Source organism: Aureimonas sp. Leaf454, from assembly GCF_001424685.1.
In the GTDB taxonomy this organism is placed as follows: Bacteria; Pseudomonadota; Alphaproteobacteria; order Rhizobiales; family Rhizobiaceae; genus Plantimonas.
This window is the reverse complement of record NZ_LMQT01000012.1, coordinates 94,473-119,169: the sequence shown is the minus strand read 5'-3', so window position 1 is coordinate 119,169 and position 24,697 is coordinate 94,473. Positions and strand designations below refer to the sequence as shown.

Below are 24,697 nucleotides of genomic sequence, written 5' to 3'. Positions count from 1 at the left end.
GCGCTCCCCGGTGGGGCGCCGCGCCGCTTCGTTTCAGCCTGCCGGTGCCGCCGTGGGTTCGGACTGCTCCGGCTCCACGACGCCGCGCAGCTCCAGCCAGTTGGCGAGCGCCCACCACATGATCGCCCAGGCCGAGCCGGCGACCCAGCCGGCGACGACGTCCGTCGGCCAGTGCACGCCGAGATAGACACGGCTGAACCCGACCGCGAGCGTCAGGAGAATGGCGACCGTGAAGACGTAGATCTTCATGGCCCGGCGCGGCTGGACCCGCGCGACGATGGTCGCGAGCGTCAGGTAGGTCACCGAGGACAGCATGGCATGGCCGCTCGGAAAGCTCGCGGTGTAGACGATCGAGCCGTGCGGCACGAGTTCCGGACGCGGCCGGCTGAAGCCGTGCTTCAGAAGCGAGGACATGAGGAACCCGCCTCCGACCGCGGCCAGCACCACCCACATCGACCGCTTGTTGCCCTGGAGCCGCAGAAAGAGCGCGGTGGCGATGGTGAGAAGGGTCAGGATGCCGGTTCCGCCGAGCGCGGTGAAATCGCGCACGAGTTCCCGCAGCCAGCCGGGGCCGTAGGGGTTGGCGGGATCGGCCGCATCGCGCAGCGACAGGAGGAGCCAGGTGTCGAACTGGTGCGTCTCGCCTTCCATCACCTCTCCGGCAAGGGCAACGAAACCCCAGATCGCGGCGCAGACGATGACGAGGACGACCAGCGTCGGACCGGCGAGGGGATGGGCGGACGGGTTGAGCGGCGAGGGGATCTTCATCGCCTTCTAGACAAGTCGGGTCGGCGAACTTTCAAGAGCCCGTGCCGTCGAGAGGCCAGCTTTTTGACGCGTGATCGAGAAGGGCGCGCCGACGGAAGCGTCCTCGGACGGACCGCGACCGCTTTCCGTGTCGTCGCAGGCTGCTATGAAAGGGCTCCGGATCGAGTTCGATGACATCTCCGCCATGACGACCCTCCTGCCCAGCGATGCCCTGCTCGTCATCGACGTCCAGAACGATTTCTGCACCGGCGGGGCGCTGGCCGTGCCGGGCGGCGAGGAGGTCGTGCCGCTGGTCAACCGCATCGCGGCCGGCATGGCCAATGTCGTGCTCACGCAGGACTGGCACCCGAGGGGGCATATCTCCTTCGCCTCGACGCATGGACGGATGGCCTTCGAGACGATGGAAGTGCCCTATGGCCTCCAGGTGCTCTGGCCGGATCACTGCATAGGGGGCACGACGGGCGCCGACTTTCACAGGGATCTCGACATGCCGCATGCGCAGGCGATCATCCGCAAGGGCTACCGCTCCGACATCGACAGCTATTCCGGCCTCGTCGAAGCCGACCGCCGCACGCCCACGGGCCTGGCCGGCTACTTCGAGGAGCGTGGCATCCGCCGCATCTTCGTCGCAGGCCTCGCGCTCGACTTCTGCGTCGCATGGACCGCTCTCGATGCGCGGGCCCGCGGGCTCGAGGTCGTCCTCGTCGAAGATGCGTGTCGCGCGATCGATCTGCACGGCTCGCGCGCCGCAGCCTTGTCCGACATGGATGCCGCCGGCGTCGTCCGGTCGTCCATGGGCGACCTCTTCGCCTGACCGCTTCCTACCAGTTCGAAGTTCCCGGTGGTCCCTTGAATGGCCCGGCGACGAAGCGCGTGATCCATCCGCCATAGAACGAGCCGGCCTGGGGGATCACGCGTTCGCCGTCGACGAAACACGCGTCGACCCGCGCGGGGTAGAAGGCGATGTGATCGGCCGCCGCGAGGAAGTCCGCGGTCGGACGCGGATAGGACCAGGCCGCGTCCGGTCGGATGTCGGGCCCGACGACGAGGTCGTGATAGACCGCACCGCCCTTCCACTCGCAAAGCGTCCGCCGGGAAGCGGGGACGAGCAGCGTCAGATCCACGTCGCCCGGCGGGAAGTAGTAGCTCGGGGGATGGCTCGTCTCGATCGCGCGAAATCCCTGCCGCGTCTCGGCGACGATGCGTCCGGCCAGCACCACCTGGAGATGGCGCGCATTGGCTTCGAGGCGGGCGGGGCGGGGGAAGTCCCAGACGTTTTCCTGTTCGGTGGATGTCGGGTCCCGGGGCGGCGGATATCTCATGACGGTGAGATGGCGCCGCGCACGGTCCTGTCGAGCCGAGCGACTTGGTCAGTCTGACGCAGCAAGTTTGGCGGAAGGCATATTCAACCCGCGATCCCGACCTATCTGTTCGGGCGACTGAGCTCGCAGGACCGGAGAGTGCGTTGGATATCGTGACGTCGGAAATGTTGCGGCGGGCTCTGCCCCTGTTCACGGCGCTGGCCATCGGCGTGCTCGTCCTGTGCATCTCGTCGATCCTCTATCTGGGGCGCGAGATCTTCGTGCCCTTCGCGCTCGCCATTCTCCTCAGCTTCGCGCTCGCCCCGATCGTCAACGGACTGCAACGCATCGCCGTGCCGCAGAGCGTCGCGATCATCGGCGCGGTGACGGTCGCGATCGTGGCGATCGGCTTCGTCGGCTTCGTCATCGCCAACCAGCTGGCGACGCTCGCCAACGATCTCCCGACCTATCGCACCACCATGCAGGAGAAGATCCAGAGCCTGTCCGACCCGACCGTGGGCAATGGCCCGATGGCCCGAGCGGTGCGCACGATCCAGGAACTTGTCGGCGACTTCCAGACCGTCGGCGGCAACGATGCCGTCCAATCCGCGGTGGACGCCAAGCCCATGCTGGTGGAACTCGCGACGCCGGCGAACAAGCTGGAGACGATCTCCTCGATCGTCTCGCCGCTTCTCCATCCCCTGGCGATGATCGGCATCGTGCTCGTCTTCGCCTGCTTCATCCTCGCCCAGCGCGAGGATCTTCGGAACCGCTTCATCCGTCTGGCGGGCACCGAGGATCTCCAGCAGACGACGGGTGCGATCGACGACGCCGCGCGCCGCCTGTCGCGCCTCCTCCTGACGCAGCTTCTCGTCAACACGGTCTTCGGTGTCGTGATCGGCACGGGTCTCTGGCTGATCGGCGTTCCGAGCCCCTATCTCTGGGGCATCCTGGCCGGGATCCTGCGCTTCGTTCCCTATATCGGCGCCTTCGTCGGCGCGGCCCTGCCGCTCGCTCTCGCCTTCGCGGTCGATCCCGGCTGGTCGATGGTGATCTACGTCGCGCTGCTCTTCGTCGTCGTCGAGCCCGTCCTCGGCCACGTGATCGAGCCGCTGCTCTATGGCCACACCAGTGGGCTCTCGCCCTTGTCGGTCATTCTCGCCGCAGCGATCTGGGCCTTCCTCTGGGGACCCGTCGGCCTGGTGCTCGCCACGCCCCTGACGATCTGCCTCGTCGTCATGGGCCGACACGTCCCGCGTCTCGCCACGATCGACGTCCTGTTCGGTGACCGTCCGGCGCTGTCGCCCCAGCAGATCTTCTACCAGCGCATGCTGGCTGGCGCCGTCCGCGAGGCGGCAGATCAGGCGCGCGCCTTCCTGCGCGAGCGAGCGCTCGCGACCTATTACGACGAGATCGCGCTGGAGGGCATCCGACTCGCGCACGAGGACGTCGCGCGCTTCGCCGTCACGGACGAGCGCCTCGATCTTCTCCGCTCCTCGACGCTGGAACTCGTCGACCGGCTGGAGAAGGTCAAGAGCCCATTGCCGAGCGGTGGCCAGTTGAACGCGGAGGCCGCGGCCGCCGTCGACGCGGCGGGGCCGGACCAGGCGGTCTCGCGCGTCGTCAAGCAGGCCGACGAGCTGGCACCCGCCTTCCGGGGACCGGCTCCTGTGGTCTGCGTCGCCGGCATCAGCGAACTCGATGCGCCGCTGACCTCGATGCTGGCGCAGACGATCCGCAAGCATGGTCTCGGCGCCCGGATGGTGACGTGGAAGGACCTCGCCGAGCGACGGCCGACCCCGGCCGATGCGGAAGGCGTCGCGCTCATCGTCCTCTCCTTCCTGGAGCCGCTGAGCACGGTGCATCTGCGACAGGCAGTTCGCGCCGCCCACAAGATCGCGCCGGGCGCCCGCATCGTCATCGGCATCTGGCGCGAGCGCGATCCCGCCGCGCTGCAGCAGCTTCGGCGACGGGTTCATGCCGACGTCATCGCGACGACCTTCACGACGGCCTTGAAGGCGATCCTCGAAATCGCGAGCGAGCCCGGCACAGAACGGGGCGAGACGGCTTCGGAGCCCGCGAAGCGGATCGCCGCCTGACGATCCGACGCAGGGAAATCTTGTCCCTGCGGAATTCAGCGCCTGACCACGGAGACGGCCAGAGGGGCGAGCACGTTTCGTTCCGTCTTGCCGTCGATCTCCAGCCACAGGTTGAGAGCCAACCGGACGAGACCACGGAGGAGGGCCCCGCAGTCCAGTGCCGCTCGGTTTTTCGGTTCGCCGATCATCTACTCGAACCCGGCTGAGCGAAAACGTCTCAGCGCTGTTTCCTAGAGGCCTCGGCTGGCAGATCATCTCCGGACGGACGAACATCAGACGAAAGAGGCTCGGCTTTCGTCCGGCGTCGGCGATGTAGGCAAGGCCCTGAGGGATCAGGGCCTCGCGGCTCGTCGTGCGCATTTGCCGTTTCGAGATCGCGTCGGCGATCGGCGAAGCCGGTCTCGGTCACGGCGCCGAGCAGCGCCGCCCTGTTCTTGACTCAGCGATAGGACCCGTTCGGTCTGCTCCTGTCGAGCCGCGCCCGACTGGCGCGCGACGCGGCTGGATACGTGCAGGCCAGAAGAGAAGATTCAACGCAAGACCGGGCATGAAAAAGCCCGCCGCGTCTCCGCGGCGGGCTTCGATCGCTCGACGAGTTGGACTTAGTCCTTGAGCGGGAGATGAACGCGGTCGAGGGCTGCGTTCGCGAAGGCTTCCGAGACGTGGGCGAAGGAGCGCTGGGCCTCCTCGTGCCCGTCGTCGCCCGATACCGGCTCCAGCATGAAGACGAGGAAGGACCGTCCCGTCGCCATGTAGTCGGTGCCGAACTCGAAGGGCGTCAGCTCCTCGCGCGTCGGCAGGTTCGTGTCGATCACGCAACGCCAGCGAACGCCGCCCGGTGCTTCCGGCAGGGTGAAGTTCACGACGTCGTGGTGAGCGTTCATGATCACGAGCATGGTCGCATCGGTCCCCGGCCGGCGGATGCCCGTCGACTGCGCCCGGCCATCGAGGAGAACGCCGAAGCAGCGTGCGCCCGCGTCGTTCCAGTGCTCGTCGTCGAACTCGGTGCCGGACGGCGTCAGCCAGGACACGTCCTTGACGCCGAGCTCCTCGTCGTAATTGGCGTGCAGGAACTTGCCGCGGCGCAGCATCGGCAGGGACTGGCGGAGCATGATCAGCTTCTGCACGAACTCGGCGAGATCTCGGCCTTCCGGCGAGACGTCCCAGTTGACCCAACCGATCTCGTTGTCCTGCGCATAGGCGTTGTTGTTGCCGTTCTGCGTGCGGGCGAATTCGTCGCCCGCGAGGATCATCGGCGTGCCGCGCGAGAAGAGGAGGGTGGCGAAGAAGTTCCGCAGCTGGCGGAACCGGGTCTCGTTGATCTCCGCGTCCTCGGTCGGCCCCTCGACGCCATAATTGTTCGAGAGATTGTGCGAGTGACCGTCGCGATTGCCTTCGCCATTGGCCTCGTTGTGCTTGTCGTTGTAGCAGACGAGGTCGTGCATGGTGAAACCGTCATGCGCCGTGATGAAGTTCACGGACGCCCAGGGCTTGCGGCCCCGCTTGTCGAAAATGTCGGCCGAGGCGCTGAACTTCGAGGCGACGGCGGGAACCTTGCCCTCGTCGCCGCGCCAGAACGACTTGATCGTGTCGCGGTAGCCGTCGTTCCACTCGGCCCAGCCCGGCGGGAAGCGGCCGACCTGATAGCCGCCCGGACCGCAGTCCCAGGGTTCGGCGATCATCTTGACACTGGCCAGCAGCGGATCCTGCATGCAGGCGTGGAGGAAGGTGGACTCCTCATTGAAGCCCGTCGGTTCGCGCGCCAGGATCGTCGCGAGATCGAAGCGGAACCCGTCGACCCGCATCTCGCCGGCCCAGTAGCGCAGCGAATCCGTCACCATCTGCATGACGCGGGGATGGCTGGTGTTGACCGTGTTACCCGTGCCCGTGTCGTTGATGTAGTAGCGGTTGTTGTCCGGCATCAGGCGGTAGTATGTCGCGTTGTCGATGCCCTTGAACGAGAGCGTCGGTCCGAGTTCGTTGCCCTCGGCGGTGTGGTTGTAGACGACATCGAGAATGACCTCGATTCCGGCATGGTGGAACTGAGACACCATCTCCTTGAACTCGTTCACGAACGGCGACGAGCAGTAGCGCTGGTCCGGCGCGAAGAAGCCGATCGTGTTGTAGCCCCAGTAGTTCCGAAGACCCTTCTCGACGAGATAGCTGTCGTCGACGAACGAATGGATCGGAAGAAGCTCGACCGAGGTGACGCCGAGGCTCTTGATATAGGCGACGATCTCCGAGTTCATCATGCCGGCGAAGGTGCCGCGATCCTCGGGCGCGATGCCCGGATGGAGCTCCGTAAAGCCCTTCACATGGGTCTCGTAGAAGATCGTCCGCTCCCACGGGATGTTCGGACGGCGTTCGTCGCCCCAGGTGAAGGCGGGATCGACCACCCGGCACTTCGGGACGAAGGCGGCGGAGTCCCGCTCGTCGAAGGACAAATCGGCGTCCGCATGACCGATCGTGTAGCCGAACAGCGCGTGATCCCACTTCACTTCGCCGACATGCTGGCGAGCATAGGGATCCATCAGGAGCTTGTTCGGATTGAACCGGTGTCCGGCCTCCGGTTCGTACGGGCCGTGGACGCGATAGCCGTAGGTCAGGCCCGGACGCGCATCGGGCAGGTAGCCGTGAAAGATTTCGTTCGAATATTCCGGCAGCTCGATCCGCTCGAGTTCGGTCGTGCCGTCCATGTCGAAGATGCAGAGCTCGACCTTGGTGGCGTTGGCCGAGAACAGCGCGAAGTTGACGCCGAGACCGTCCCAGGTCGCACCGCGCGGATAGGGCCGGCCTTCCTGGATCCGCGTGCGCCGAACGCCGGGCTTGGCCAGCGATGAGGAGGCCGTGTTGGGGGATATGTGGATCGTCACCGGAAAATTCGCCTTGCAGGAGGAACGAGCCACCGGGAAAGTGTTCGACTGCCGGACTCGTTCCCACAGGTCGACTGAACGATTTCGCAGTTGCGTCGTTGCAACAGGACCGTCGGGTGCTGGGTCGCCGGGAACCGAGACGCCGGGTGGAGCCTTGACCCGCAGGCGCACCTTTCGCTTCCACCGCGGGAGCGCCTGTCTCCTCGGAAGCTCTGCCGCCTGATCTCCGCCCCGACCAAAGGACGATGTCGTTGAGAGTATCCGAACTGATGACCCGCTTCGTTGATTTCGCGGCGCCCGAAGACAGCGCGCAGGCGCTGGCGGAACTCATGGGCGATCTCGACGTCGGCGCCGTCCCGATCGGCACCATGGAGGAGCCGCTCGGCGTCGTCACCGATCGCGACATCCTCTACCGGGTCGTCGCCAAGGGGCTCGATCCGGTGCGGACCACCGCTCGCGACATTCTGTCCTCGCCCCTCGTCGCTTGTGGTCCCGAGGACGATCTCGATCGCGCGATGGACTTGATGGCCGTCAACCACGTGCGCCGTCTCGCGGTGCGTCGCGGCGACGGACCGCTTGTCGGCTGGATCACGCTGTCGGACATTTCCCGAAAGCTTCTTCTCGACACCGAGGCGGTGCCGAACGCGCTTCGCGAGGTCGAGGCCGCTCCCGCGGCATGACCGTCAGCGCTGATAGCGGCGGTTGAGACTGGCGACCACTTCCTCGCCGAGCCCCAGTCGCGCGGCGACATAGGCGAGGTAGTGGCGGCCGGTGGCGGTCGAACGGCCGAGGGCGATCAGCGAGACGGCATAGACATGGGGCGCCACGTCGCGCTCGATCGCCTCGGCGAGGATCGGGGGCAGGGCGCGGGGATGCGTCAGCGCGTCGTCGAGGGCCGTCAGCAGCGCGGGTTCCGCCTTCGCCTCGACCATGCGCGAGCGAAGCGATTCCGGACGAGCGGCCGTCCGCGGATCCGCCTGCAGAGCGGCTGCCGCCGCCTCGACGAGCACCCGAGAGGCCTCGCTCGAGAGTGTCTCGAAATTGAGGACGAGCGGATAGGACGTCTGGAAGCGGTTCGCGAGATGAACGCTCAGGACCTTTTCCGATAGTCGGCCAAGAACCATGCGGCGTTGCAGGTCCTTGGCATCGACGACGGGCTCGCGGTCGCGCGGAACTGCAGCGTCTTCCGCTTGCGCGGACGCCTCTTCCAGCGCAAGGCGCTCGAGAACGGGGGTCTCGCCGTCGCGAGGCCCCGTCTCGGCATTGCCGCGCCCGCGAAACCACTCGAGCATCAGGCGACGGTCTCGGACGAGGTCGAAGCCGACGCCGGCAGAAGCGCGTCGATCTGGCCGAGCAGGCGCGAGAAGTCGACGGGCTTGGCGTGGTAGTCGTCGCAGCCCGCCGCCAGCGTCTTCTCGCGGTCGCCGGACATGGCGTGCGCGGTCAGCGCGATGATCGGCATGCGCGGCAGCGAACTGTCGGCGCGGATCGTGCGGGCGGCCGTCCAGCCGTCCATGACCGGCAGGTTCATGTCGAGAAGAATGATGTCGGGATTGGCTGCCCGCGCCTTGTCGACGCCGTCCTGCCCGTCATGGGCGAGCACGACGTCGTAGCCCCGGCGCTTCAGTCGACGCGAGAGGAAGTCCCAAATTTCCTCATGATCCTCGACGAGGAGAATGCGTGTCATGCCTGTGGCTCCAGTTCAGACTTCGGCAGATCGAGCGGCGGATCGCCGACGACGCCGCGTTTGGCGATAACGCGGATCTCGCCAACTAGGTCCTTGAGCGAAACGTCGCTCTTGGCAAGAACCTGATCAGCATCCGATTGCAATCGGCGCCATTCGTCGGCCGTCAGATCCTTCGAGGTGAGGACGACGACCGGAATGTTGCGCCATTCGGGCTTGGCGCGCAGCGCGTCGAGGAAGGCGAAGCCATCCATCACCGGCATGACCAGATCGAGGAGGATCAATGTCGGAATTCGTTCCGCGACGCGTTCCAGACCGACCTGTCCGTTCGGCGCGGTGACGACGGGAACCTTGATCTCCTCGCGTGCCATCATCGTGGAGAACCGCGCGAGCGTGTCGGTGTCGTCGTCGATGGCGAGGATGAGGCCTTCGCCATCCGCCTTGTAGCGCGACATCACGTCTTTCAAGCGGTCCCACTCCACCGGCTTCAGGAGATAGTCGGAGGCACCCAGCGAATAGCCGAGGCTGTGCTCGTCGATGATCGTGACCATGATCACCGGAACGTTGGCGAGCACCGGATCGGCGCGGATCTCGGTCAGCACCGCCCAGCCGTCCTTGCGCGGCATGGTGACATCGAGGAGGATGACGTTCGGCCGGATGGCGCGCGCCATTTCCAGCCCGGAGACGCCGTCGGACGCCGTGCGCACGGAAAAGCCTTCGCGGCTGAGAAAGCGCGTGAGGAGTTCGCGGGCGTTCGGATCGTCGTCGATGGCGAGGACGAGCCCGGACGAGCCGCTGCTCTCGGTGCCTCCGGGGAGATGCCGGATTTCCTCCTCCTCGACCTGCTCGACCGCATCCGCGGGGATGCGGATGGTGAAGATCGAGCCCTTGCCTTCCTCCGAGCGCACGCCGATGTCGCCGCCGAGCAGGCGGCAGAAGGCCCGCGTGATGGCGAGGCCGAGACCGGTTCCGCCGAACTTTCGCGTCGTGGAGGAATCGGCCTGCGAGAAGCGTTCGAACAAACGCTCGATCTGCTCGTGCGACATGCCGATGCCGGTGTCCTCGACCTCGAAACTGAGCCAGTCGCGTGCGCCGTCCGAACTCCGGTCCGCCCGCAGCGTCACGACGCCGTCCTCGGTGAACTTGGAGGCGTTCGACAAGAGGTTGATCAGGCACTGGCGCAGCTTGACCTGGTCGGTGTGCGCCGAGCCGAGACCCTCGCCGAGCTTCAGCTCGACGCGGTTGTTCTTCTTGGACATCAGCGAGCCGACCGTTGACGTCACCTCGTCGAGAATGGTCTTCACGTCGAAGGTCTCGGAATAGATGTCCATCCGCTCGGCCTCGATCTTCGAGAGATCGAGCACGTTGTTGATGAGGCTGAGGAGGTGGCGGGCATTGCCCTCGATCTTGCGAAGGTCCGAGAGAAGGTGCGCCTCTCCGAGATCCTCGACCTCCTCCTCCAGCATCTCGGCATAGCCGATGACGGCCGAGAGCGGCGTGCGCAACTCATGGCTCATATTGGCGATGAACTGGCTCTTGGCGCGATTGGCGCCTTCTGCCGCCTCCTTGGCGGCCTCGAGCTCCTGCTCGACCGCGCGCTGGCGCGTGACGTCGGTGTTCGTGCCGAACCAGCGCAGGATCTTGCCGTCGCCGTCGCGGATGGGCACCGCCTGCGAGAGGAACCAGCGATAGGTGCCGTCGATGCCGCGCAAGGGGAACGTATCCTCCCAGACGTCGCCCTCGGCGATCTGCCGCTTGTACTTTTCCACGACTCGCGCGGCATGGTCGGGATGGTGAACCTTCTGCCAACCCCAGTTCTGCATGTCCTCGACGGTGGTGCCGGTGTAGTCGAACCAGCGCTTGTTGTACCAGAAGATGTCCCCGCTCGGATCGGCCATCCAGGCGAGCTGGGGAATGTTGTCGGCGAGCGTCGCGAACTGCCGACCGGTTTCGCCGAGCTTGGCCTCCATGCGGCGCAGTTCGGTGACGTCGGTGTGCGTGCCGACCCACTCCATCACCTCGCCCGTCTCGTCGAGGATCGGGACGGCGCCGACCGTCATGTTCCGCCACTCCCCGTCCGCGCGCCGCACGCGGTGCTCCAGCTTGTAGGGCGACCGGTTCTGCAGCGCGGCGGACCAGATGCGGAAGGTCTTGTCCCGGTCGTCGGGATGAACCTTCTCGATCCAGCCATTGCCCAGATGCTCGGCTTCGCTCTGGCCGGTGAACCGCATCCAGCCCTCCTGGGGCGCGACGAATCGTCCGGACGGCGGGGTCGTCCAGACGATGGAGGCCGAGGCTTCGATAAGACTGCGGAAACGCTCTTCGCTGGCTTCGAGCTGCCGCTCGGCGAAGATCCGCTCGGTCGTATCGATGACCACCAGTCCAACGGCGGGACCCGCCTTGGCGCCCGTCCATTCGACCGGAAAGGCCGCGACCATCATCGAGCGCTCGGGCGTGCCGTCGGCGAGCGCGGGCAGGGTCACGTCGATGTCCGATACGGTGGCACCCTCGTCGAGGACGCGCCTCAACACGGGTTCGATCGCCGCCCCGGCCGATCCGTCCTTCGCCCAGGCCGCGGAGCCGCTGCCATCGGTGGCGATGGCGTCGAACGGCGCGTTGGTGCGCAGGAGATGTCCGTCCCGGTCGAGGAATCCGATGCCGACCGGCGCGTTCTCCAGAAGTCCGGTCATGAGTTTGATGTTCGCGCGGTTCTCGCGCTGCCGGCGAAAGGCAAGGAAGGCGAGGATGAGGGCGGCGACGACGGTGGCCGCGAAGGTGGCGGCCTGCATCATCGAGGCGCGGCCCGCTTCCGCCTGATTGGCGCGGATGACGTTATTTGCCTCGTTGATGATCACGTTCGCTTCGCTGCGCAGCTCATCCATCAGGCGCTTGCCCTCGCCCTCGCGCACCAGCGAGGCGGACGGCTCGAAGCCTTCCGACCTGCGCAAGGCGACGACGCGCTCCGAAAATTCCACCTCGCCGGCCGCCAGATTGCGAAGGGTGGACAGGCGCGCGGGATCCGCACCGATCTCGGTATAGTCCTTCGTCATCGCATCGAGATCGCGCTCGTAGTCGATCAGTCCCGCGCGGTAGGGCTCCAGGAACGGCTCCGTCCCGCTGAGCACGTAGCCGCGCTGGCTGCTTTGGACGGCGGTCACGGAAGCGACGAGCCGCTGGACGTCGATGACGAGGGCGGACTGGCGCGCGATTTCGGCGGTCCGTCCGCGGCTTTCGATCACGCTCCAGCCGAAAGCGGCGATCGCGACGAGAAGCAGGAGCCCGGCTAAGATCGTTCCGCGGCCGATGCCCTCGCGTTGGGCCTTCCGGGGATTGCCGGAATCGGACCGGGCACCATACTGCATATCGAAGTCCTTTGTGAGCAGACCGGCCTGTCGCCGCGCTCTCAAGGTGGCGTCGTTTCGTTCCGTGGGAAGGACAGGCCCCCTTAAATTCCGGGCATTTTCTCGCACCGGCTTCGCACCGAAGCTTTCGCTCTCCAGTCATTCGAGTTTGCCGCACCCATGACGATCGACCAAGCGCTCGCCTTCGGCCTCGTCATCACGACGGTCGCCGCCTTCGTCTGGGGACGTCTCCCCTACGATCTCATCGCCATCGCCTCGCTCTTGGCGGGCGTCCTGCTCGGCCTCGTGCCGATCGACAAGGCGTTCTCGGGCTTCTCCGACGACGTCGTCGTGATCGTCGCCTCCGCGCTGATCATTTCGACCGCGGTGGCACGGTCCGGCTTCGTGGAAACCATCATGCGGCCCGTCATGCCCTACATGAAGACGGCGCGCACGCAGGTGCCGATCCTCGTGGGCGCAACGATGCTGATGTCGATGGTCACCAAGAACATCGGCGCGCTCGCCATCTTCATGCCCGTGGCGAGCCAGGTCGCCAAGCGCTCGGGCACCTCGATCTCGCGCTTCCTGATGCCGATGTCCTTCGCCTCGCTGATGGGCGGGCTCGTCACGCTGGTCGGGACGTCCCCGAACATCATCGTCTCGAAGATCCGCGTCGACGTGTCGGGCGAGCCCTTCCGCATGTTCGACTACGCCCCGGTCGGACTCGGCATCGTTTTCTGCGGCTTCGTGTTCCTGTCGCTTGCCTCCGGCCTTCTGCCGCAGCGAAAGCCGGCGGGCACGCTCGGCGCCGCCTTCTCGCTGGAGGCCTACACGGCGGAGGTCCTCGTGCCGGAGGGGTCGGCCTCGGTCGGGCAGACCGTCGCCGAGATCCAGCGCATGACGGACGACGAGATCACGATTCGCTGGGTGATCCGCGAGCGCTTCCGACGCCTCGTTCCGGCACCGGACCTGACGGTCCTGGCGGGCGATCTGCTGCTCATCGGAGGAGAGCCGGAGGATCTGGAGCGCGCCGTCTCGCGGGCGGATCTCCGGCTGTCGGGCGATGCGGGGGCGGCGGTCGACGTCGAGAGCGAAAGCGTCGTCGAGGGCGTCGTCGCACCGAACTCTCCCGTGATCGACCAGACCCCGGCGCGCCTTCGGCTGGAGGAGACGCAGTCCGTGTCGCTTCTCGCGGTCAGCCGCGGCGGTCGTCCGATCAGCCAGCGCCTCGCCTCGCTGAAGCTGCGCGCCGGCGATGTCGTGGTTCTCAAGGGGACCGCCGAGACGGTGCCCGATGCCCTCGGCGCCTTGAAGATCCTGCCGCTCGCCGAGCGCGAGATCGGCCTTGGCCGCAGCCGCCGCAGCTGGATCCCCATCGCCGTCCTCGCGATCGCGATGCTGGCGACCGCGCTCGGCCTCGCCACCGCGACGCTCGCCTTCTTCGCCGCTGCCGTGGTGCTCCTGCTTCTGCGCGTCATGAGCATGAACGACGCCTATCACACGGTCGAAGCTTCGGTGATCGTGCTCCTGGCGGCACTCATTCCAGTGAGCGAGGCGATCCAGACCACGGGCGGCACCGACCTCATCGCGATCTACCTGTCGCCCGTCCTGCAGGGCCTTCCCGCGATCGCATCGCTCGCGGTCGTCATCGTCATCGCGATGGCCGTCACGCCCTTCCTCAACAATGCCGCGACCGTTCTCGTGATGGCGCCGATCGCCGCCTCGGTCGCCCAGCGTCTGGGACTGAACACCGATCCGTTCCTGATGGGCGTCGCGCTGGGCGCGGCCTGCGACTTCCTCACGCCGATCGGCCACCAGTGCAACACGATCGTCATGGCGCCCGGCGGGTATCGGTTCGGAGACTACTGGCGCCTCGGATTGCCGCTCTCGATCATCGTGGTCGCGGTGGGAACGCCCTTGATCGCCTTCTTCTGGCCCCTGGCGGCCTGATGCGACAACGGCCGCCCGCGGATGCGGGCGGCCGGTGCGCTCGAGGAAGCCGTCTTTCTGCGTCAGAGACGCGACAGAAGCTCGGCCTTCTTGGCGGCGAACTCCGCCTCGCCGATCACCCCTTCGTCCCGAAGAGCGGCGAGCCGCCGGATCGTCTCGATCGGATCGCCGGCGGGATGGCTGCGGCCGAGCGCGTCGATGGTCCCGGCGGGCGAAGCGGGCTCGGCCGACCGCTTCGCCCGGACGTCGTCCTCGCCGTCTCCGTCGCCGGCGACCTTCAGGTCCTCCACCCGAATGGAGCCGTTTCGCGTCGAGAACCGCAGAACCGTATCGCCGCCCTGCTGCTGAGACGCGCCTTCGATCCGGTCCTCGCCCGTGTCGTAGACGGTGACCTTGCCGCCATCCTCAACCGCCAGCCGCTTCGCCTCGGGAAAGACGGCATAGCGGGCATTGTTCTGGGAGCCGGTCGAGGACGGGCGTCCCAGATCCGAAGGCCACCAGGACCCGCTCCCTCCGCCGGCGGCGCCGGACGGAGATGAGGATGGGGATGAAGTGTCGCCGGCGGGCGCCGTCGCGCCGCCGCCGCTCTCCTCGGCCAGCGCACCGCGCTGCACGGCCTCCGACAGATCGCGTGCGAGATCGCCGACGCGGGCTTTCAGCCGATCGTTGTTCATCTCGCCGATCATCATCATGCCGCCCTTCGACCACTGGCCCATGCCGCCGAGATCCCGGTGGTTGAACTGCACCATGCCGCCGCCCGAGCGCATCAGCGCCTCGGCCATGGCCTCGCCGGCCCCGGGCTCGAAGCCGTGGCGTCCGGCGATGTCGGCGATGGTGCGCCGCGCTTCCTCCGTGAGGGATCGTGTCATGTCTCGTCCTTGCAAGCGTTTCGATCGTGCTCCCTGAACTTCTATGGCCGGCCGTCGTTCCCGTTCAATTCCTGGCGGCGCATCGGCATGGAATCGATCAGTCCGAAGATTTCGCTTGCTGCGGCCGGGCGGCTTTCACGCCATTTGACGCCGCCGTCCTTGCCGATGAGCAGAGCCTCGAAAGGCTTCTTCGCCGATGCGTCGTAGGCTTTGCGGATCGCGGCGACGCCACGGGATCCCCTTGGTTCACCGAACAGCGTCGTCGTCTCCCCCTCCGGCGGAACGAGCAGCACGACGACATCACGGGCTGCGATCTCACCCGTCGGGACCGCCGACAGGAACGCCGTCTGCTCGGCCAGTCGCGGATCGTCCGGCGCGGCGAAGACGAGGAGGACGCGCTTCGACCATCGCAGGTCATCAAGGGCGGAGGCTGCGGCCGTGCTGGCCATCCAAGCGCCGAGAACGGCGGCTGCAGTCAGTTTCAGCATGGAACATCCCTCTCGACACAGCGGCAAAACGTCCCCGCCGTCCGGAAGGCTCCATCAAGGATGCGATCGCACGGGTCCGGACTCTCCTCGTCCGCCGCGCCATCTTCGCGCCGGCGGTCGATCACGTCCAGGCGGCGAGAACCTCGTCCGTCGTCGCCGTTTCCACCTGCTGCCCGTACCGCCGGCGATAGACCCCCATCGATGCGTCATGCGTCTCGTCGCTCGACGAACACAAGGCATCGGTGACGACGACGAGCCGATAGCCGCGGTCGACGCCGCCGAGCACCGTTCCCAGAACGCAGACGTCGGTTTCGCCGCCGCTGACGATCAGCGTGTCGATCCCGCGCTGGCGGAGCCTGCGATCGAGAGCATCGTCCATCCAGGGCGAATAGACGGTCTTGTCCAGGATCTCGGCGGGCGGGGAGAAGGCGGCGAGTTCCGGCAGGATGTCGACCCTGTCCGCGCCGAGCCGCGACAGCGTCATCGAGGGCCAGTGCTCGTAGTAGCGCCGCCAGGTCCCGTCTCCCTGGCCCGGAGCGTCCAGCGGAATGAAGCGAGTGAAGAGGGTCCGTTCGGGATGGGCCGCAACGAGGCGTTGCACGTTCGGCAGGACCCGCTTCATCCACGGCGTGAACCAGTCCGTCTCCTCGGCGAAGAGCCGCTGCATGTCGACGCAGAGATGAAGGCAATTCGGACCGAGCGGTCCATGGCGCAGTTCCGTTGGGACTGACATCCGATCCTCCCCGTTTCCCGGCGGGAAGGACGCGGATCAAGCGCAATCGGTTCCCCGAAAAATGGAACGCCTCCTACCAGGCTCGTTCTCGTCCAGCGTCGCTCCGACGCTCGTGCCGGCATCGTCCCCCCGCTCGCCGCGCAAAAGCCGGAACCCGGTCACAGCCACCGGAATCTGGAACGATGGCAAAGCCTTGCCATTTCCCTGATCCATCATCCGAAGGGAGTTACCATGGTCACGACGGTTGGAACCGAGTCGACGTTCGAGACGCTCGTCCAGAACTTGCTGATCCTCGAGCACGACGCCATTGCGGCATACCAGACGACGATCGACAAGCTCGACGATGCCGCCTCCAAGGCAAAGATCGCCGAGTTCAAGCGCGATCACGAAGCCCATGTCGCCGAACTCACGCGCATGGCCGGCACGCTCGGCGTGGCAGCGCCCGGGGAGGGGGACATCAAGCAGTACCTGACCACCGGCAAGGTCGCGCTCGCCGCCATCGTCGGCGATCGGACGATCTTGAAAGCGATGTCGACCAACGAGATCGAGACGAAGATGGCGTATGACCACGCCTCGAAGAATGCATCCGCGACCCCGGAGGCCCAAGCGTTCTTCCGCAAGGCCTATGCGGACGAAACCCGCCACAAGGACTGGATGGACGCGGCGGCCGCGAGCTGACCGATGTCGTCGGCTCTATAAATGGCCGACCCTGTCAACGGCCGGCCCTGTCAACGGCCGACCCTCTCAACGGCCGACCCTCTCAACGGAAGGGGATGAGCCGATGCTCATCCCCTTCTTCGTATCCGCCGCGCCGCCGAAGTCCGCCATCGGCGGCCCGCACGACGCGGTGGCTTTCACAATTCGATCAGGCGGAAACGCCGCGGATCGCCGACAGCAGCTTCGTCAGCACCTCCTGGCCGGCCGGCGTGAAGCGTCCGCGGGCGCCGTCCGCCTCGATGAGGCCGGCGCGTTCGAGGGCCTCGACACCCTCATGATCCGCTTTGTGCCCCGCCCCGTCGTCGAGCACGACCTCGCGGACCTCCTCGCCGCTGGTGAGGCTGTGATAGGCGGCGAAGGCAAGGATGGATCGGGCTTTGTCGCTGAGGTCGGCCATGTCGTGTCTCCGGTTTGTTCGGATCGAAACGACGGGCCGGCGCCTTCGATCCCCGCCGCTGTGTCGCAGGTCGTAAGTCAGACGAACTTTATGCGGCCTCGGCGGTTGTCTCGGCAGTCCATGCGAGAACGGAACCTTTTCATGACGCAGCAATGGCCCGCGCGGCTCTGGATCGTGCGGCACGGTGAAAGCATCGGGAATGTGGCGCGCGATGCCGCGATGGCGGCTGGTCACGGCATCATCGACATCGCGGAGCGCGACATCGACGTCGCCCTCAGCCCGCTCGGACACGAACAGGCGGACGCGCTCGGTCGCTGGTTCGGCGGCCAGCCGCCGTCCGGTCAGCCGGACGTCATCTTGACGTCTCCCTATCGCCGGGCGCGGCAGACCGCAGACCGGATCGGCGAGCGCGGCGGGTTTGGAACCGCGCGGGTCGTGGTCGACGAACGTCTTCGGGAGAAGGAGTTCGGCATCCTCGATCGCCTGACGACGGCGGGCATTCTCCAGAAATATCCGGAACAGGCGGAGTTTCGGCAGCGTCTCGGGAAGTTCTACCATCGGCCGCCCGCAGGCGAGAGCTGGGCCGACGTCGTCCTGCGCCTGCGCTCGATGCTGGATTCCATCGCGTTGCATCATCGCGACCGCCGCGTCCTCATCGTGTGTCATCAGGTCGTCGTGCTCTGCCTGCGCTACATTCTGGAGGACATGGACGAGGAGGGTATTCTCGCCGTCGACCGGGCCGCCGACGTCGCCAATTGCTCGATCACGGAATACAGCTTTCCCACGCGGGCCGACGAAGCGGCGCGCCCCCGGCTCGAACGCTACAATTTCGTGGCGCCGCTGCGCGAGGAGGGTGCCCCCGTCACCGCTGCGCCCGATGCCAACGTGGCGGCCCGTTGATGCGCGCGGTGACGCCCGACCTCCTGCGGGCAGACCCGCTTCCCGATCCCGTCGAGGGTGCCGGCAAGGACCAGCGCGGGCGCGTGCTGATCGTGGCGGGCGGTCGTTCGGTTCCCGGCGCCGCGTGGCTGGCCGGGACGGCCGCGCTTCGCGCCGGTGCCGGCAAGCTTCACATCGCCACGGCGCGATCGATCGCGCCGCATCTTGCGCTCGCGCTCCCGGAAGCCCGCGTGACCGGCCTCGACGAGACGCGGGAGGGCGAGATCGCCGCTCATGCGGCATCCGCTCTGGAGCGGTTCGCCGAGGAGTCCGGCGCCGTCCTGATCGGGCCGGGCATGCTCGACGATCTCGCGACCCGGCAAGTGGTGCACGACCTCCTCGACGCGACGACCTCGCCGCGCTTCGTGCTCGATGCGGCCGGGATCACCGCGCTTGGCGATGATGGCGAGCGCCTTCGCCGGCATGCGGGCCGCATCCTGATCACGCCGCATGCCGGCGAGATGGCGAGCCTCCTCGGCATCCATCGCGACGTCATCGAGGCCGATCCCGTCGCCGCCGCCGAGCGGGCGAGCCGTCTCGTGTCCGGTGTGGTCGCCATGAAGGGCGCCTGCACCTTCATCCTGCAGGCGTCCGGGGACGGCGAGCCTCGGGCCGTCTGGAGCTGCTCGCAGGGCAATGTCGGTCTCGCCACGTCCGGCTCCGGCGACGTCCTGGCCGGGATCGTCTGCGGGCTTCTCGCACGAGGCGCCGAACCCCTCCAGGCCATGCGCTGGGCCGCCTTCCTGCATGGCGAGGCCGGCAACCGGCTGGCGGGCCGCATCGGCCCGATCGGGTATCTGGCCAGCGAACTCCTCGCCGAGATTCCCGCCGTCATGGCGTCTCTCTCCGCAGCCTGAGAGCGCGGCAGCGGCGCGGGCATCGCGTCCGAAGCGCCGGCGCCGGATCCATCGGCGGTCGATCCGGCAATCTGCGTAGCTGTCGAAGCGGCGGGAACAGGCGGCCGGACGAACGAGTATACGTCATGATCTTCAGACGATCGGCAGGAGCAGCGGCATGGAGGCGGAACGCCAGATCGATACCGAACCCGGGGGGCTGGAAACCTGGCGTGCGACGCTGGGCGGCTCGATTGTTTGGGGACGCTTCAAGCTGTTCATCCTGCTCGGCATCTTCCTTCTGGTCGGAGGGCTGATCGTCGGCGTCGCGCCAATCGTCTGACGATGAGCCGCATCGTTCGGAAAAGGGAGACGTTTCTTGGTTCAGCAGATTTCTCTGCCCGACGAGGCCATCGCCGGCCATCCCGCGCTCGACGCGGCCCGCGCGGACCACACGATCGAAATCGCCGAGGATGTCGCCTACCGGCGACTCGGGATCGTTAACGTTGTCTTCCTCGGTCTGCGCGGAGCCGGCGATCGCGGCTGGTTTCTCGTCGACGCCGGCCTGCCCGGAACGAAAGGATTGATCGAGAGCGCGGCGCGAGATCGCTTCGGGGAGGGGGCTCGGCCGGCCGCCATCATCATGACCCACGGCCATTTCGACCATATCGGAACGCTCGAGGACCTCTCGGCGACATGGGACTGCCCGGTCTATGCCCATCCCCTGGAGCGTCCCTATCTCGATGGCAGCGCATCTTATCCGCCCGGTGATCCCAGCGTCGGCGGCGGCCTGATGGCGGCGCTCGCCCGGTTCTATCCCCGCGGTCCGGTGAATGTCGGTGCGCGGCTGGCGAGCCTTCCTGAGGACGGCACGGTGCCCGGCCTTGCCGGTTGGCGCTGGCTCCACACGCCCGGCCACAGCGTCGGACATGTCTCGCTGTGGCGTGACTTCGACGAGACCCTCGTCGCCGGGGATGCCTTCGTCACCACCCAACAGGAATCGGCCTATGCCGTGGCCGTTCAGAGTCCGGAAATGCACGGCCCGCCAGCCTATTACACGACCGATTGGGATGCAGCCCGGCGATCCGTGCGATCGCTGGCGGCCCTGCGCCCGCGTCTCGTCGTGACCGGCCACGGCCAGGCGATGGAAGGGCCTGCCATGCTGGACGCGCTCGATCGCCTGTCCAGCGATTTCGATTCGATCGCGGTTCCACCGCGCGGCCTCTATCTCGAACATCCCGCACGGGCGGAGGACGGCTCGGCCTATCGCAGGACTTAGCGAACGGTGCCGATCCCCCGGCGAAACGGATGCCGCAATGACGATCCGATCGGCACGGGCGGCAAAAGCCGAATGCAGTGTCGGGCACCGGCTGCCGGGCGGAGATATCGTGCAATTCCGCACCCTTGCGTCGAGCAATCACCCGCATTCGGATCAATGCCGCGCCAGTAAACCCGTCTGTTGCGGTGCGCCACGTACATCGTTTCGTGATCACGACGGGATCAGGAAAACACTTGCGTTCGCACGAACACTTGTTGCACTTCCCACGACGAGAGTTTATTTTCGATCCGAAGCAAGTGATTTGCTCGCCCTCTGGCGCCAGGAATATTCCATGACATCCGAAGAGAAACCCGCTGTCGTTCCGATCGACGAGACAGCTCACATCGTGGCTGCCTACGTGAGCAACAATCGCGTTGCTCCGGCCGATCTTCCGGACTTGATCGCATCGGTGTTCGCCGCTTTGACCAGCACCTCGGCCGCTGCGCAGGCTCCGGCGGAGCCGGAGCCGCTGGTCCCCGCGGTGTCGATCAAGAAGTCGGTGTCCGACGATTATCTGATCTGTCTCGAGGACGGCAAGAAGTTCAAATCGTTGAAGCGTCACTTGATGACGCATTACAATCTGACGCCCGACGAATACCGCGCGAAGTGGAAGCTGCCGGCCGATTATCCGATGGTCGCGCCCAACTACGCCGCCGCACGATCCGCCCTCGCCAAGTCCATGGGACTGGGGCGCAAGCCGGCGGACGCCAACGTCGCCGTCGAGGTCGCGCCGAAGGCCCGCACTTCGCGGAAGATGAAGGAAGCGGCGGAGTAACAGGGGCCGCGAGGGTCGTCGGACGATCCGGTTCTGAACTCATAGAATGCTTCAAGGCCCGCCGATGCTGTTCGGCGGGCCTTTTCGATTCAAGGACTTTCAAAGGGAACGGGACGGGGTCGTCAGAACTCCGCCCATTCGTCCCCCGCCGCGACCGGCGCCGGCGCGGCGCCGCCCCGGCCCGATGTCCGCAGCTGGACGGAGGGCGCTTTCGCTCGGCCCGCCATGGGTGCGGAACGCTGCGTCGCGGGCGCGCCGGCATGGGCGCGGCTGGTTCGGAACCGCGAGACCATGGCTGCCAGATCCTCGGTCTCGACGGTAAGGGTCTGCGCGGCGGCGGTGGTTTCCTCGACCATGGCCGCATTCTGCTGCGTGACCTTGTCCATGTGATCGGCGGCGGTCGAAACTTCCTTCAGGCTCAACGACTGCTCGCCGGCACTCTGGGCGATGCCGTCGACGATGTCGCTCATCGCGGCGACCTCCTGCACGATGTCCCGCAAGGCCTGCCCGGACGCGGTGACCAGTTCGACGCCCGTTACGACCTGTGCCGAGGAGGTCGAGATCAGGATCTTGATCTCCTTGGCGGCATCGGCGGAGCGCTGGGCGAGGCCGCGCACCTCCTGGGCGACGACGGCGAAGCCTCTGCCGGCCTCGCCCGCGCGCGCCGCCTCGACGCCGGCATTGAGCGCGAGGAGATTGGTCTGGAAGGCGATCTCGTCGATGACGCCGATGATCTGACCGATCTTCTGCGAAGAGCTTTCGATTTCCGACATGGCGTCGACCGCCTGCGCGACGATCTCTCCGCCGCGCTCGGCGTTCTTCTGCGCCGTCAAGGCCGATGTTCTCGCAAGACGTGCGCTCCGGGCGGTCCCATCGACCCCCCGCGTGACGTCGGAAAGGGCCGCGACGGTTTCCTCGAGGCTCGCCGCCTGCTGTTCGGTGCGCTGCGAGAGGTCCGCCGAAGCGACCGCGATCTCGCCGAGACCCGTCTTCAGGGCGGAAACGCCGGTGACGACGGTGCCGATCGCCTCCTCCAGTTGCGAGACGCTGTCGTTGAACTTGGCGCGGATCGGCTCGAATTCCGGCGCGACGCTCTGCGCCATGCGCGTCGTGAGATCGCCCGCAGCCAGACCATCGAAACCCGTCTCGACGGCGTGAACGAAGATCCGCAGGTCCTCCGCCTTCGCGCTGTCGACGGCGGACTGGCGGATGTGGCTGGCTTCGCGGGCCCGGCTGGACTCGATGGCCTCCGCTTCGAGACGGCTGCGTTCGAGAACGCCGGCCTTCAGCTTTTCCACCGAACCGGCGAGACGGCCGATCTCGTCGGTGCGACCGAGGCCGATGATCGCGCCGTCCGTGCGCCCTTCGGCCACCTCGCCGATCGTCCGCGCCAGCGCGGTCAGCGGTCCGAACATCCGCCGGGAGAGCCAGAGCACCGCCAGTCCGATCGCTCCGGCCGACACAAGCGACACCACGACCAGCTTCCAGAGGTTCTGCTCGACGGTCGACAGGAATTCGGCCTGCTGCACGCCGACATAGAGGATGCCGATCGTCTGGCCCGCCGCATCCTTGATCGGATCGTAGGCGGTGAAGAACGGAACGCCGAGGATGTCGGCCTCGCCCCGGAAAGGTTTGCCGTCCTTGAAGATGGCGTCGTGGGCGGCGCCCGGCGCCAGCGGCGTGCCGATCGCGCGCGATCCATCGGGCTTGAGCACGTTCGTCGTGATGCGCTTGTCCATCATGAAGACCGTGGCCGTTCCGCCGACGAGCCTCTTGATGCGATCGACCGGTTCGAAATCACCGTTCAGAACGGTGTCGCCGACCATCAGCCGATCGCCGTCGAGGCGAAAACCGGCGCCGTAGCTTCTCATGACGTCCCAGGCGACGCGCATGTTGCTTTCCTGCCGCTCGTTGGCGGCCGCACGCCCGTCCGCATACATGAGCACGCGGCTCGACAGGCTGAAGAGGACCGTCAAAACCGCAAGGCAGGTCAGCACGAGCACAGACGTCTTTGTACTCAGTGAAGCATTTCGTCGCATGTTTCTGCCTCGGATGCGGAGGTGGCCAGACCCTGCAAGTTTCGCCATGTCGTTTTAATTTTATACTAAACTGCAACCATCAGTCTTCCCGGGTTGCACGATCCAGATCGCCCCGTCATTGCTGGCCGCAGTCGGATCCTCTCCCCGCTTTCGGTTCACGCTCTCAAACGATGCTTGATCCCGCGATGGATGGAACTCCGATCGCCGGATCGAGCAACGTCATTGGCACGTGGAGCCTCGACCGTTAATCTAGAGGGGCTGATCTCGATGTCCGGACGGCGGAGCAATCCCGATGCGCAATCGATACACCTTCTGGATCGTTCTGACGGGGTTTGTCCTCGTCGGCTCCGCGGCGTCGGCGGCGGCCCTGCCGGCCTGCGTCGGGGAGGATCGTCCCGGGCGTGACCCGACCTGCGTCTCGACGGGCGACCGGGGCTGGTACCAGGGGGCGCGATGGCGCTTGAAGGACGTGGAAGCTCCGCAGATCAGCGGTCGCAAGGCCGCTTGTCGCGCCGAACAGGTGATGGGCATCCGATCGCGCGATCATCTGAGGGCCCTGATGGCGCGCGGCTTCACCCTCGTTCGAACGGGCCGAAACGATGCCGAGGGATGGTCGCTCGTGACGATGAAGCTGTTCGACGGGCGGGACGCCGCGGCACAGCTGATGAGCGACGGCGTCGTGCAGGCCCTGCCCAAGTCCGAAAACCGATGGTGCGCTCGCTGAAGGGAACGGCGCTGCCGGTCCCGACGTCGCGCTCCATGCGGTCGCGGGACGTCGATGCCGAGCCTGGTGGGATGCGCGATCGCGAGCGCTGGGCTCGTCGAGCAGCCGAGGACGGCAAGCCTCAGCTCGATTTCTCGCGGTAGAAGATGTGCTGCCCGATCCGGCCGGTGACCGTCAGCTTGCGCGCCCAGCGGGGCGACACGGAGAGGGCGTGGTAATGCGTCGAGGCCAGCAGCACCGGAGCCTGCAGCGGACCCTTCTCGTGGAGAAGGCGGTCGGCCAGGTCGCGGATGTCGCGCCAGATCCGCTGTTCGGTGATGATGTCGGCGCTTCCGTCGCAGGCGAACGAGAACTGGCAGCGATTGCGAAGCCTGGCGTTCTGATAGACCACGTCGCAGACAGTGTCGGGATAAGCGGGGCTGTTGACGCGGTTCAGGATCACCCGTCCGACCGCGGTCTGCCCGTCGGCCGACTCGCCCCGCGCCTCGAAGTAGATCGCCCTCGCGAGGCAGTTCAGGGCGCTCTTGGTCTCCGTCGAAACCTCGCGGTCGGCGGTGCGCGGCGACCGCGTCTCGACGTCGGATGTTTCCGAACGATCGAGGCTGGCCATCCGGACCAGGCCGTCGCCGGGTCGCAGAACGACGGAAACGCGTGGGTTGTGAGCGGCCGGTGACGTCTGTTGAGCCTGTGCGGGCGCGATCAGGACGAGGAGAAGGAGGGCGATGACCGGAATGGCCGCGTATCGTGCGACCGTGGCGTCGATCGTCTTCGTCAGTGTCGTCAGCAAACCGTCTCGTCCTTACCCCATTGGAAAGACGGGCTTACTGCAGTGCGAAGAGGGCGTCGGCG

23 protein-coding genes are annotated in these 24,697 nt (G+C 66.6%); 11 read left to right on the top strand and 12 right to left on the bottom strand.

Features of this window, described 5'->3' with window-relative positions; translation table 11 throughout:
• Positions 1–33: 33 nt before the first annotated feature.
• Positions 34–768: a phosphatase PAP2 family protein gene (locus ASG43_RS09420; protein WP_056503591.1), complete on the bottom strand. Its 735-nt coding sequence runs from the start codon at positions 766–768 to the stop codon at positions 34–36.
• A gap of 184 nt (positions 769–952) precedes the next feature.
• On the opposite strand from ASG43_RS09420, the gene pncA reads away from it, so the two are divergent.
• Positions 953–1,582, top strand: coding sequence for a bifunctional nicotinamidase/pyrazinamidase (pncA, locus tag ASG43_RS09415; RefSeq protein ID WP_056504424.1), 630 nt, complete (start codon positions 953–955; stop codon positions 1,580–1,582).
• Positions 1,583–1,589: 7 nt separating this feature from the next.
• On the opposite strand, the gene ASG43_RS09410 is transcribed toward pncA, so the two are convergent.
• Positions 1,590–2,090 carry a DUF427 domain-containing protein gene (locus ASG43_RS09410; protein WP_056503587.1) on the bottom strand — a complete coding sequence of 167 codons (501 nt, stop codon included), beginning with the start codon at positions 2,088–2,090 and terminating at the stop codon, positions 1,590–1,592.
• A 152-nt stretch (positions 2,091–2,242) separates the two neighbouring features.
• Between ASG43_RS09410 and ASG43_RS09405 the strand changes: the two genes are divergently transcribed.
• Positions 2,243–4,168: an AI-2E family transporter gene (locus tag ASG43_RS09405; protein ID WP_244488062.1), complete on the top strand. Its 1,926-nt coding sequence runs from the start codon at positions 2,243–2,245 to the stop codon at positions 4,166–4,168.
• 602 nt (positions 4,169–4,770) lie between these two features.
• Here the strand turns inward: ASG43_RS09405 and glgX are convergent.
• Positions 4,771–7,035, bottom strand: coding sequence for a glycogen debranching protein GlgX (gene glgX / locus ASG43_RS09400; protein ID WP_056504423.1), 2,265 nt, complete (start codon positions 7,033–7,035; stop codon positions 4,771–4,773).
• 275 nt (positions 7,036–7,310) lie between these two features.
• Between glgX and ASG43_RS09395 the strand changes: the two genes are divergently transcribed.
• Positions 7,311–7,721 carry a CBS domain-containing protein gene (locus tag ASG43_RS09395; protein WP_056503581.1) on the top strand — a complete coding sequence of 137 codons (411 nt, stop codon included), beginning with the start codon at positions 7,311–7,313 and terminating at the stop codon, positions 7,719–7,721.
• A gap of 3 nt (positions 7,722–7,724) precedes the next feature.
• On the opposite strand, the gene ASG43_RS09390 is transcribed toward ASG43_RS09395, so the two are convergent.
• From ASG43_RS09390 to ASG43_RS09380, 3 genes are read right to left on the bottom strand one after another with little or no spacing between them, the layout of a single operon-like run.
• The gene (locus ASG43_RS09390) at positions 7,725–8,333 is read right to left on the bottom strand and encodes a DUF533 domain-containing protein (RefSeq protein WP_056503577.1); all 609 of its coding nucleotides are present in this window, start codon (positions 8,331–8,333) and stop codon (positions 7,725–7,727) included.
• The gene (locus ASG43_RS09385) at positions 8,333–8,728 is read right to left on the bottom strand and encodes a response regulator (RefSeq protein ID WP_056503576.1); all 396 of its coding nucleotides are present in this window, start codon (positions 8,726–8,728) and stop codon (positions 8,333–8,335) included. The genes ASG43_RS09390 and ASG43_RS09385 overlap by 1 nt, the downstream gene beginning before the upstream one ends.
• Positions 8,725–12,087 carry a response regulator gene (locus tag ASG43_RS09380; RefSeq protein ID WP_056503572.1) on the bottom strand — a complete coding sequence of 1,121 codons (3,363 nt, stop codon included), beginning with the start codon at positions 12,085–12,087 and terminating at the stop codon, positions 8,725–8,727. The genes ASG43_RS09385 and ASG43_RS09380 overlap by 4 nt, the downstream gene beginning before the upstream one ends.
• 159 nt (positions 12,088–12,246) lie before the next feature.
• Here ASG43_RS09380 and ASG43_RS09375 point away from each other — a divergent pair, with 159 nt between their 5' ends.
• A complete protein-coding gene (locus tag ASG43_RS09375; protein ID WP_056503568.1) occupies positions 12,247–14,016 on the top strand; it encodes an SLC13 family permease in 1,770 nt (589 codons plus the stop codon).
• Positions 14,017–14,078: 62 nt separating this feature from the next.
• Here ASG43_RS09375 and ASG43_RS09370 read toward each other — a convergent pair whose 3' ends face one another.
• The 3 genes from ASG43_RS09370 to ASG43_RS09360 form a co-directional block, all read right to left on the bottom strand.
• Positions 14,079–14,885: an SHOCT domain-containing protein gene (locus ASG43_RS09370; protein ID WP_056503566.1), complete on the bottom strand. Its 807-nt coding sequence runs from the start codon at positions 14,883–14,885 to the stop codon at positions 14,079–14,081.
• A 41-nt stretch (positions 14,886–14,926) separates the two neighbouring features.
• A complete protein-coding gene (locus tag ASG43_RS09365; protein ID WP_056503561.1) occupies positions 14,927–15,373 on the bottom strand; it encodes a DUF4174 domain-containing protein in 447 nt (148 codons plus the stop codon).
• 121 nt (positions 15,374–15,494) lie between these two features.
• Positions 15,495–16,106 carry an isochorismatase family cysteine hydrolase gene (locus tag ASG43_RS09360; RefSeq protein ID WP_056503559.1) on the bottom strand — a complete coding sequence of 204 codons (612 nt, stop codon included), beginning with the start codon at positions 16,104–16,106 and terminating at the stop codon, positions 15,495–15,497.
• Positions 16,107–16,337: 231 nt separating this feature from the next.
• On the opposite strand from ASG43_RS09360, the gene ASG43_RS09355 reads away from it, so the two are divergent.
• Positions 16,338–16,784, top strand: coding sequence for a DUF2383 domain-containing protein (locus tag ASG43_RS09355; RefSeq protein ID WP_056503556.1), 447 nt, complete (start codon positions 16,338–16,340; stop codon positions 16,782–16,784).
• 187 nt (positions 16,785–16,971) lie between these two features.
• On the opposite strand, the gene ASG43_RS09350 is transcribed toward ASG43_RS09355, so the two are convergent.
• Positions 16,972–17,220, bottom strand: a complete 249-nt coding sequence (locus ASG43_RS09350; protein WP_056503552.1) for a hypothetical protein — start codon at positions 17,218–17,220, stop codon at positions 16,972–16,974.
• A 141-nt stretch (positions 17,221–17,361) separates the two neighbouring features.
• Here ASG43_RS09350 and ASG43_RS09345 point away from each other — a divergent pair, with 141 nt between their 5' ends.
• The 5 genes from ASG43_RS09345 (at position 17,362) to ASG43_RS09330 (ending at position 21,085) form a co-directional block, all read left to right on the top strand.
• Positions 17,362–18,120 carry a histidine phosphatase family protein gene (locus ASG43_RS09345; RefSeq protein ID WP_056504420.1) on the top strand — a complete coding sequence of 253 codons (759 nt, stop codon included), beginning with the start codon at positions 17,362–17,364 and terminating at the stop codon, positions 18,118–18,120.
• Positions 18,120–19,016 (top strand): NAD(P)H-hydrate dehydratase, encoded by an 897-nt coding sequence (locus ASG43_RS09340; RefSeq protein ID WP_056503550.1) that lies wholly within the window; start codon positions 18,120–18,122, stop codon positions 19,014–19,016. Before ASG43_RS09345 ends, ASG43_RS09340 begins: the two co-directional genes overlap by 1 nt.
• A gap of 157 nt (positions 19,017–19,173) precedes the next feature.
• Positions 19,174–19,335 carry a hypothetical protein gene (locus tag ASG43_RS22680; RefSeq protein WP_156386614.1) on the top strand — a complete coding sequence of 54 codons (162 nt, stop codon included), beginning with the start codon at positions 19,174–19,176 and terminating at the stop codon, positions 19,333–19,335.
• A 36-nt stretch (positions 19,336–19,371) separates the two neighbouring features.
• Positions 19,372–20,271 (top strand): MBL fold metallo-hydrolase, encoded by a 900-nt coding sequence (locus ASG43_RS09335; RefSeq protein WP_056503547.1) that lies wholly within the window; start codon positions 19,372–19,374, stop codon positions 20,269–20,271.
• Positions 20,272–20,602: 331 nt separating this feature from the next.
• Positions 20,603–21,085, top strand: coding sequence for a MucR family transcriptional regulator (locus ASG43_RS09330; protein WP_056504416.1), 483 nt, complete (start codon positions 20,603–20,605; stop codon positions 21,083–21,085).
• A 122-nt stretch (positions 21,086–21,207) separates the two neighbouring features.
• Here the strand turns inward: ASG43_RS09330 and ASG43_RS09325 are convergent, their stop codons facing one another.
• On the bottom strand, positions 21,208–23,082 hold the full coding sequence (locus tag ASG43_RS09325) for a methyl-accepting chemotaxis protein (protein ID WP_244488046.1): 1,875 nt from the start codon (positions 23,080–23,082) through the stop codon (positions 21,208–21,210).
• Positions 23,083–23,416: 334 nt separating this feature from the next.
• On the opposite strand from ASG43_RS09325, the gene ASG43_RS09320 reads away from it, so the two are divergent.
• Positions 23,417–23,848 carry a hypothetical protein gene (locus ASG43_RS09320; protein ID WP_056503542.1) on the top strand — a complete coding sequence of 144 codons (432 nt, stop codon included), beginning with the start codon at positions 23,417–23,419 and terminating at the stop codon, positions 23,846–23,848.
• Positions 23,849–23,969: 121 nt separating this feature from the next.
• On the opposite strand, the gene ASG43_RS09315 is transcribed toward ASG43_RS09320, so the two are convergent.
• Positions 23,970–24,635 (bottom strand): cell wall hydrolase, encoded by a 666-nt coding sequence (locus tag ASG43_RS09315; protein WP_056503539.1) that lies wholly within the window; start codon positions 24,633–24,635, stop codon positions 23,970–23,972.
• Positions 24,636–24,697 lie beyond the last annotated feature (62 nt).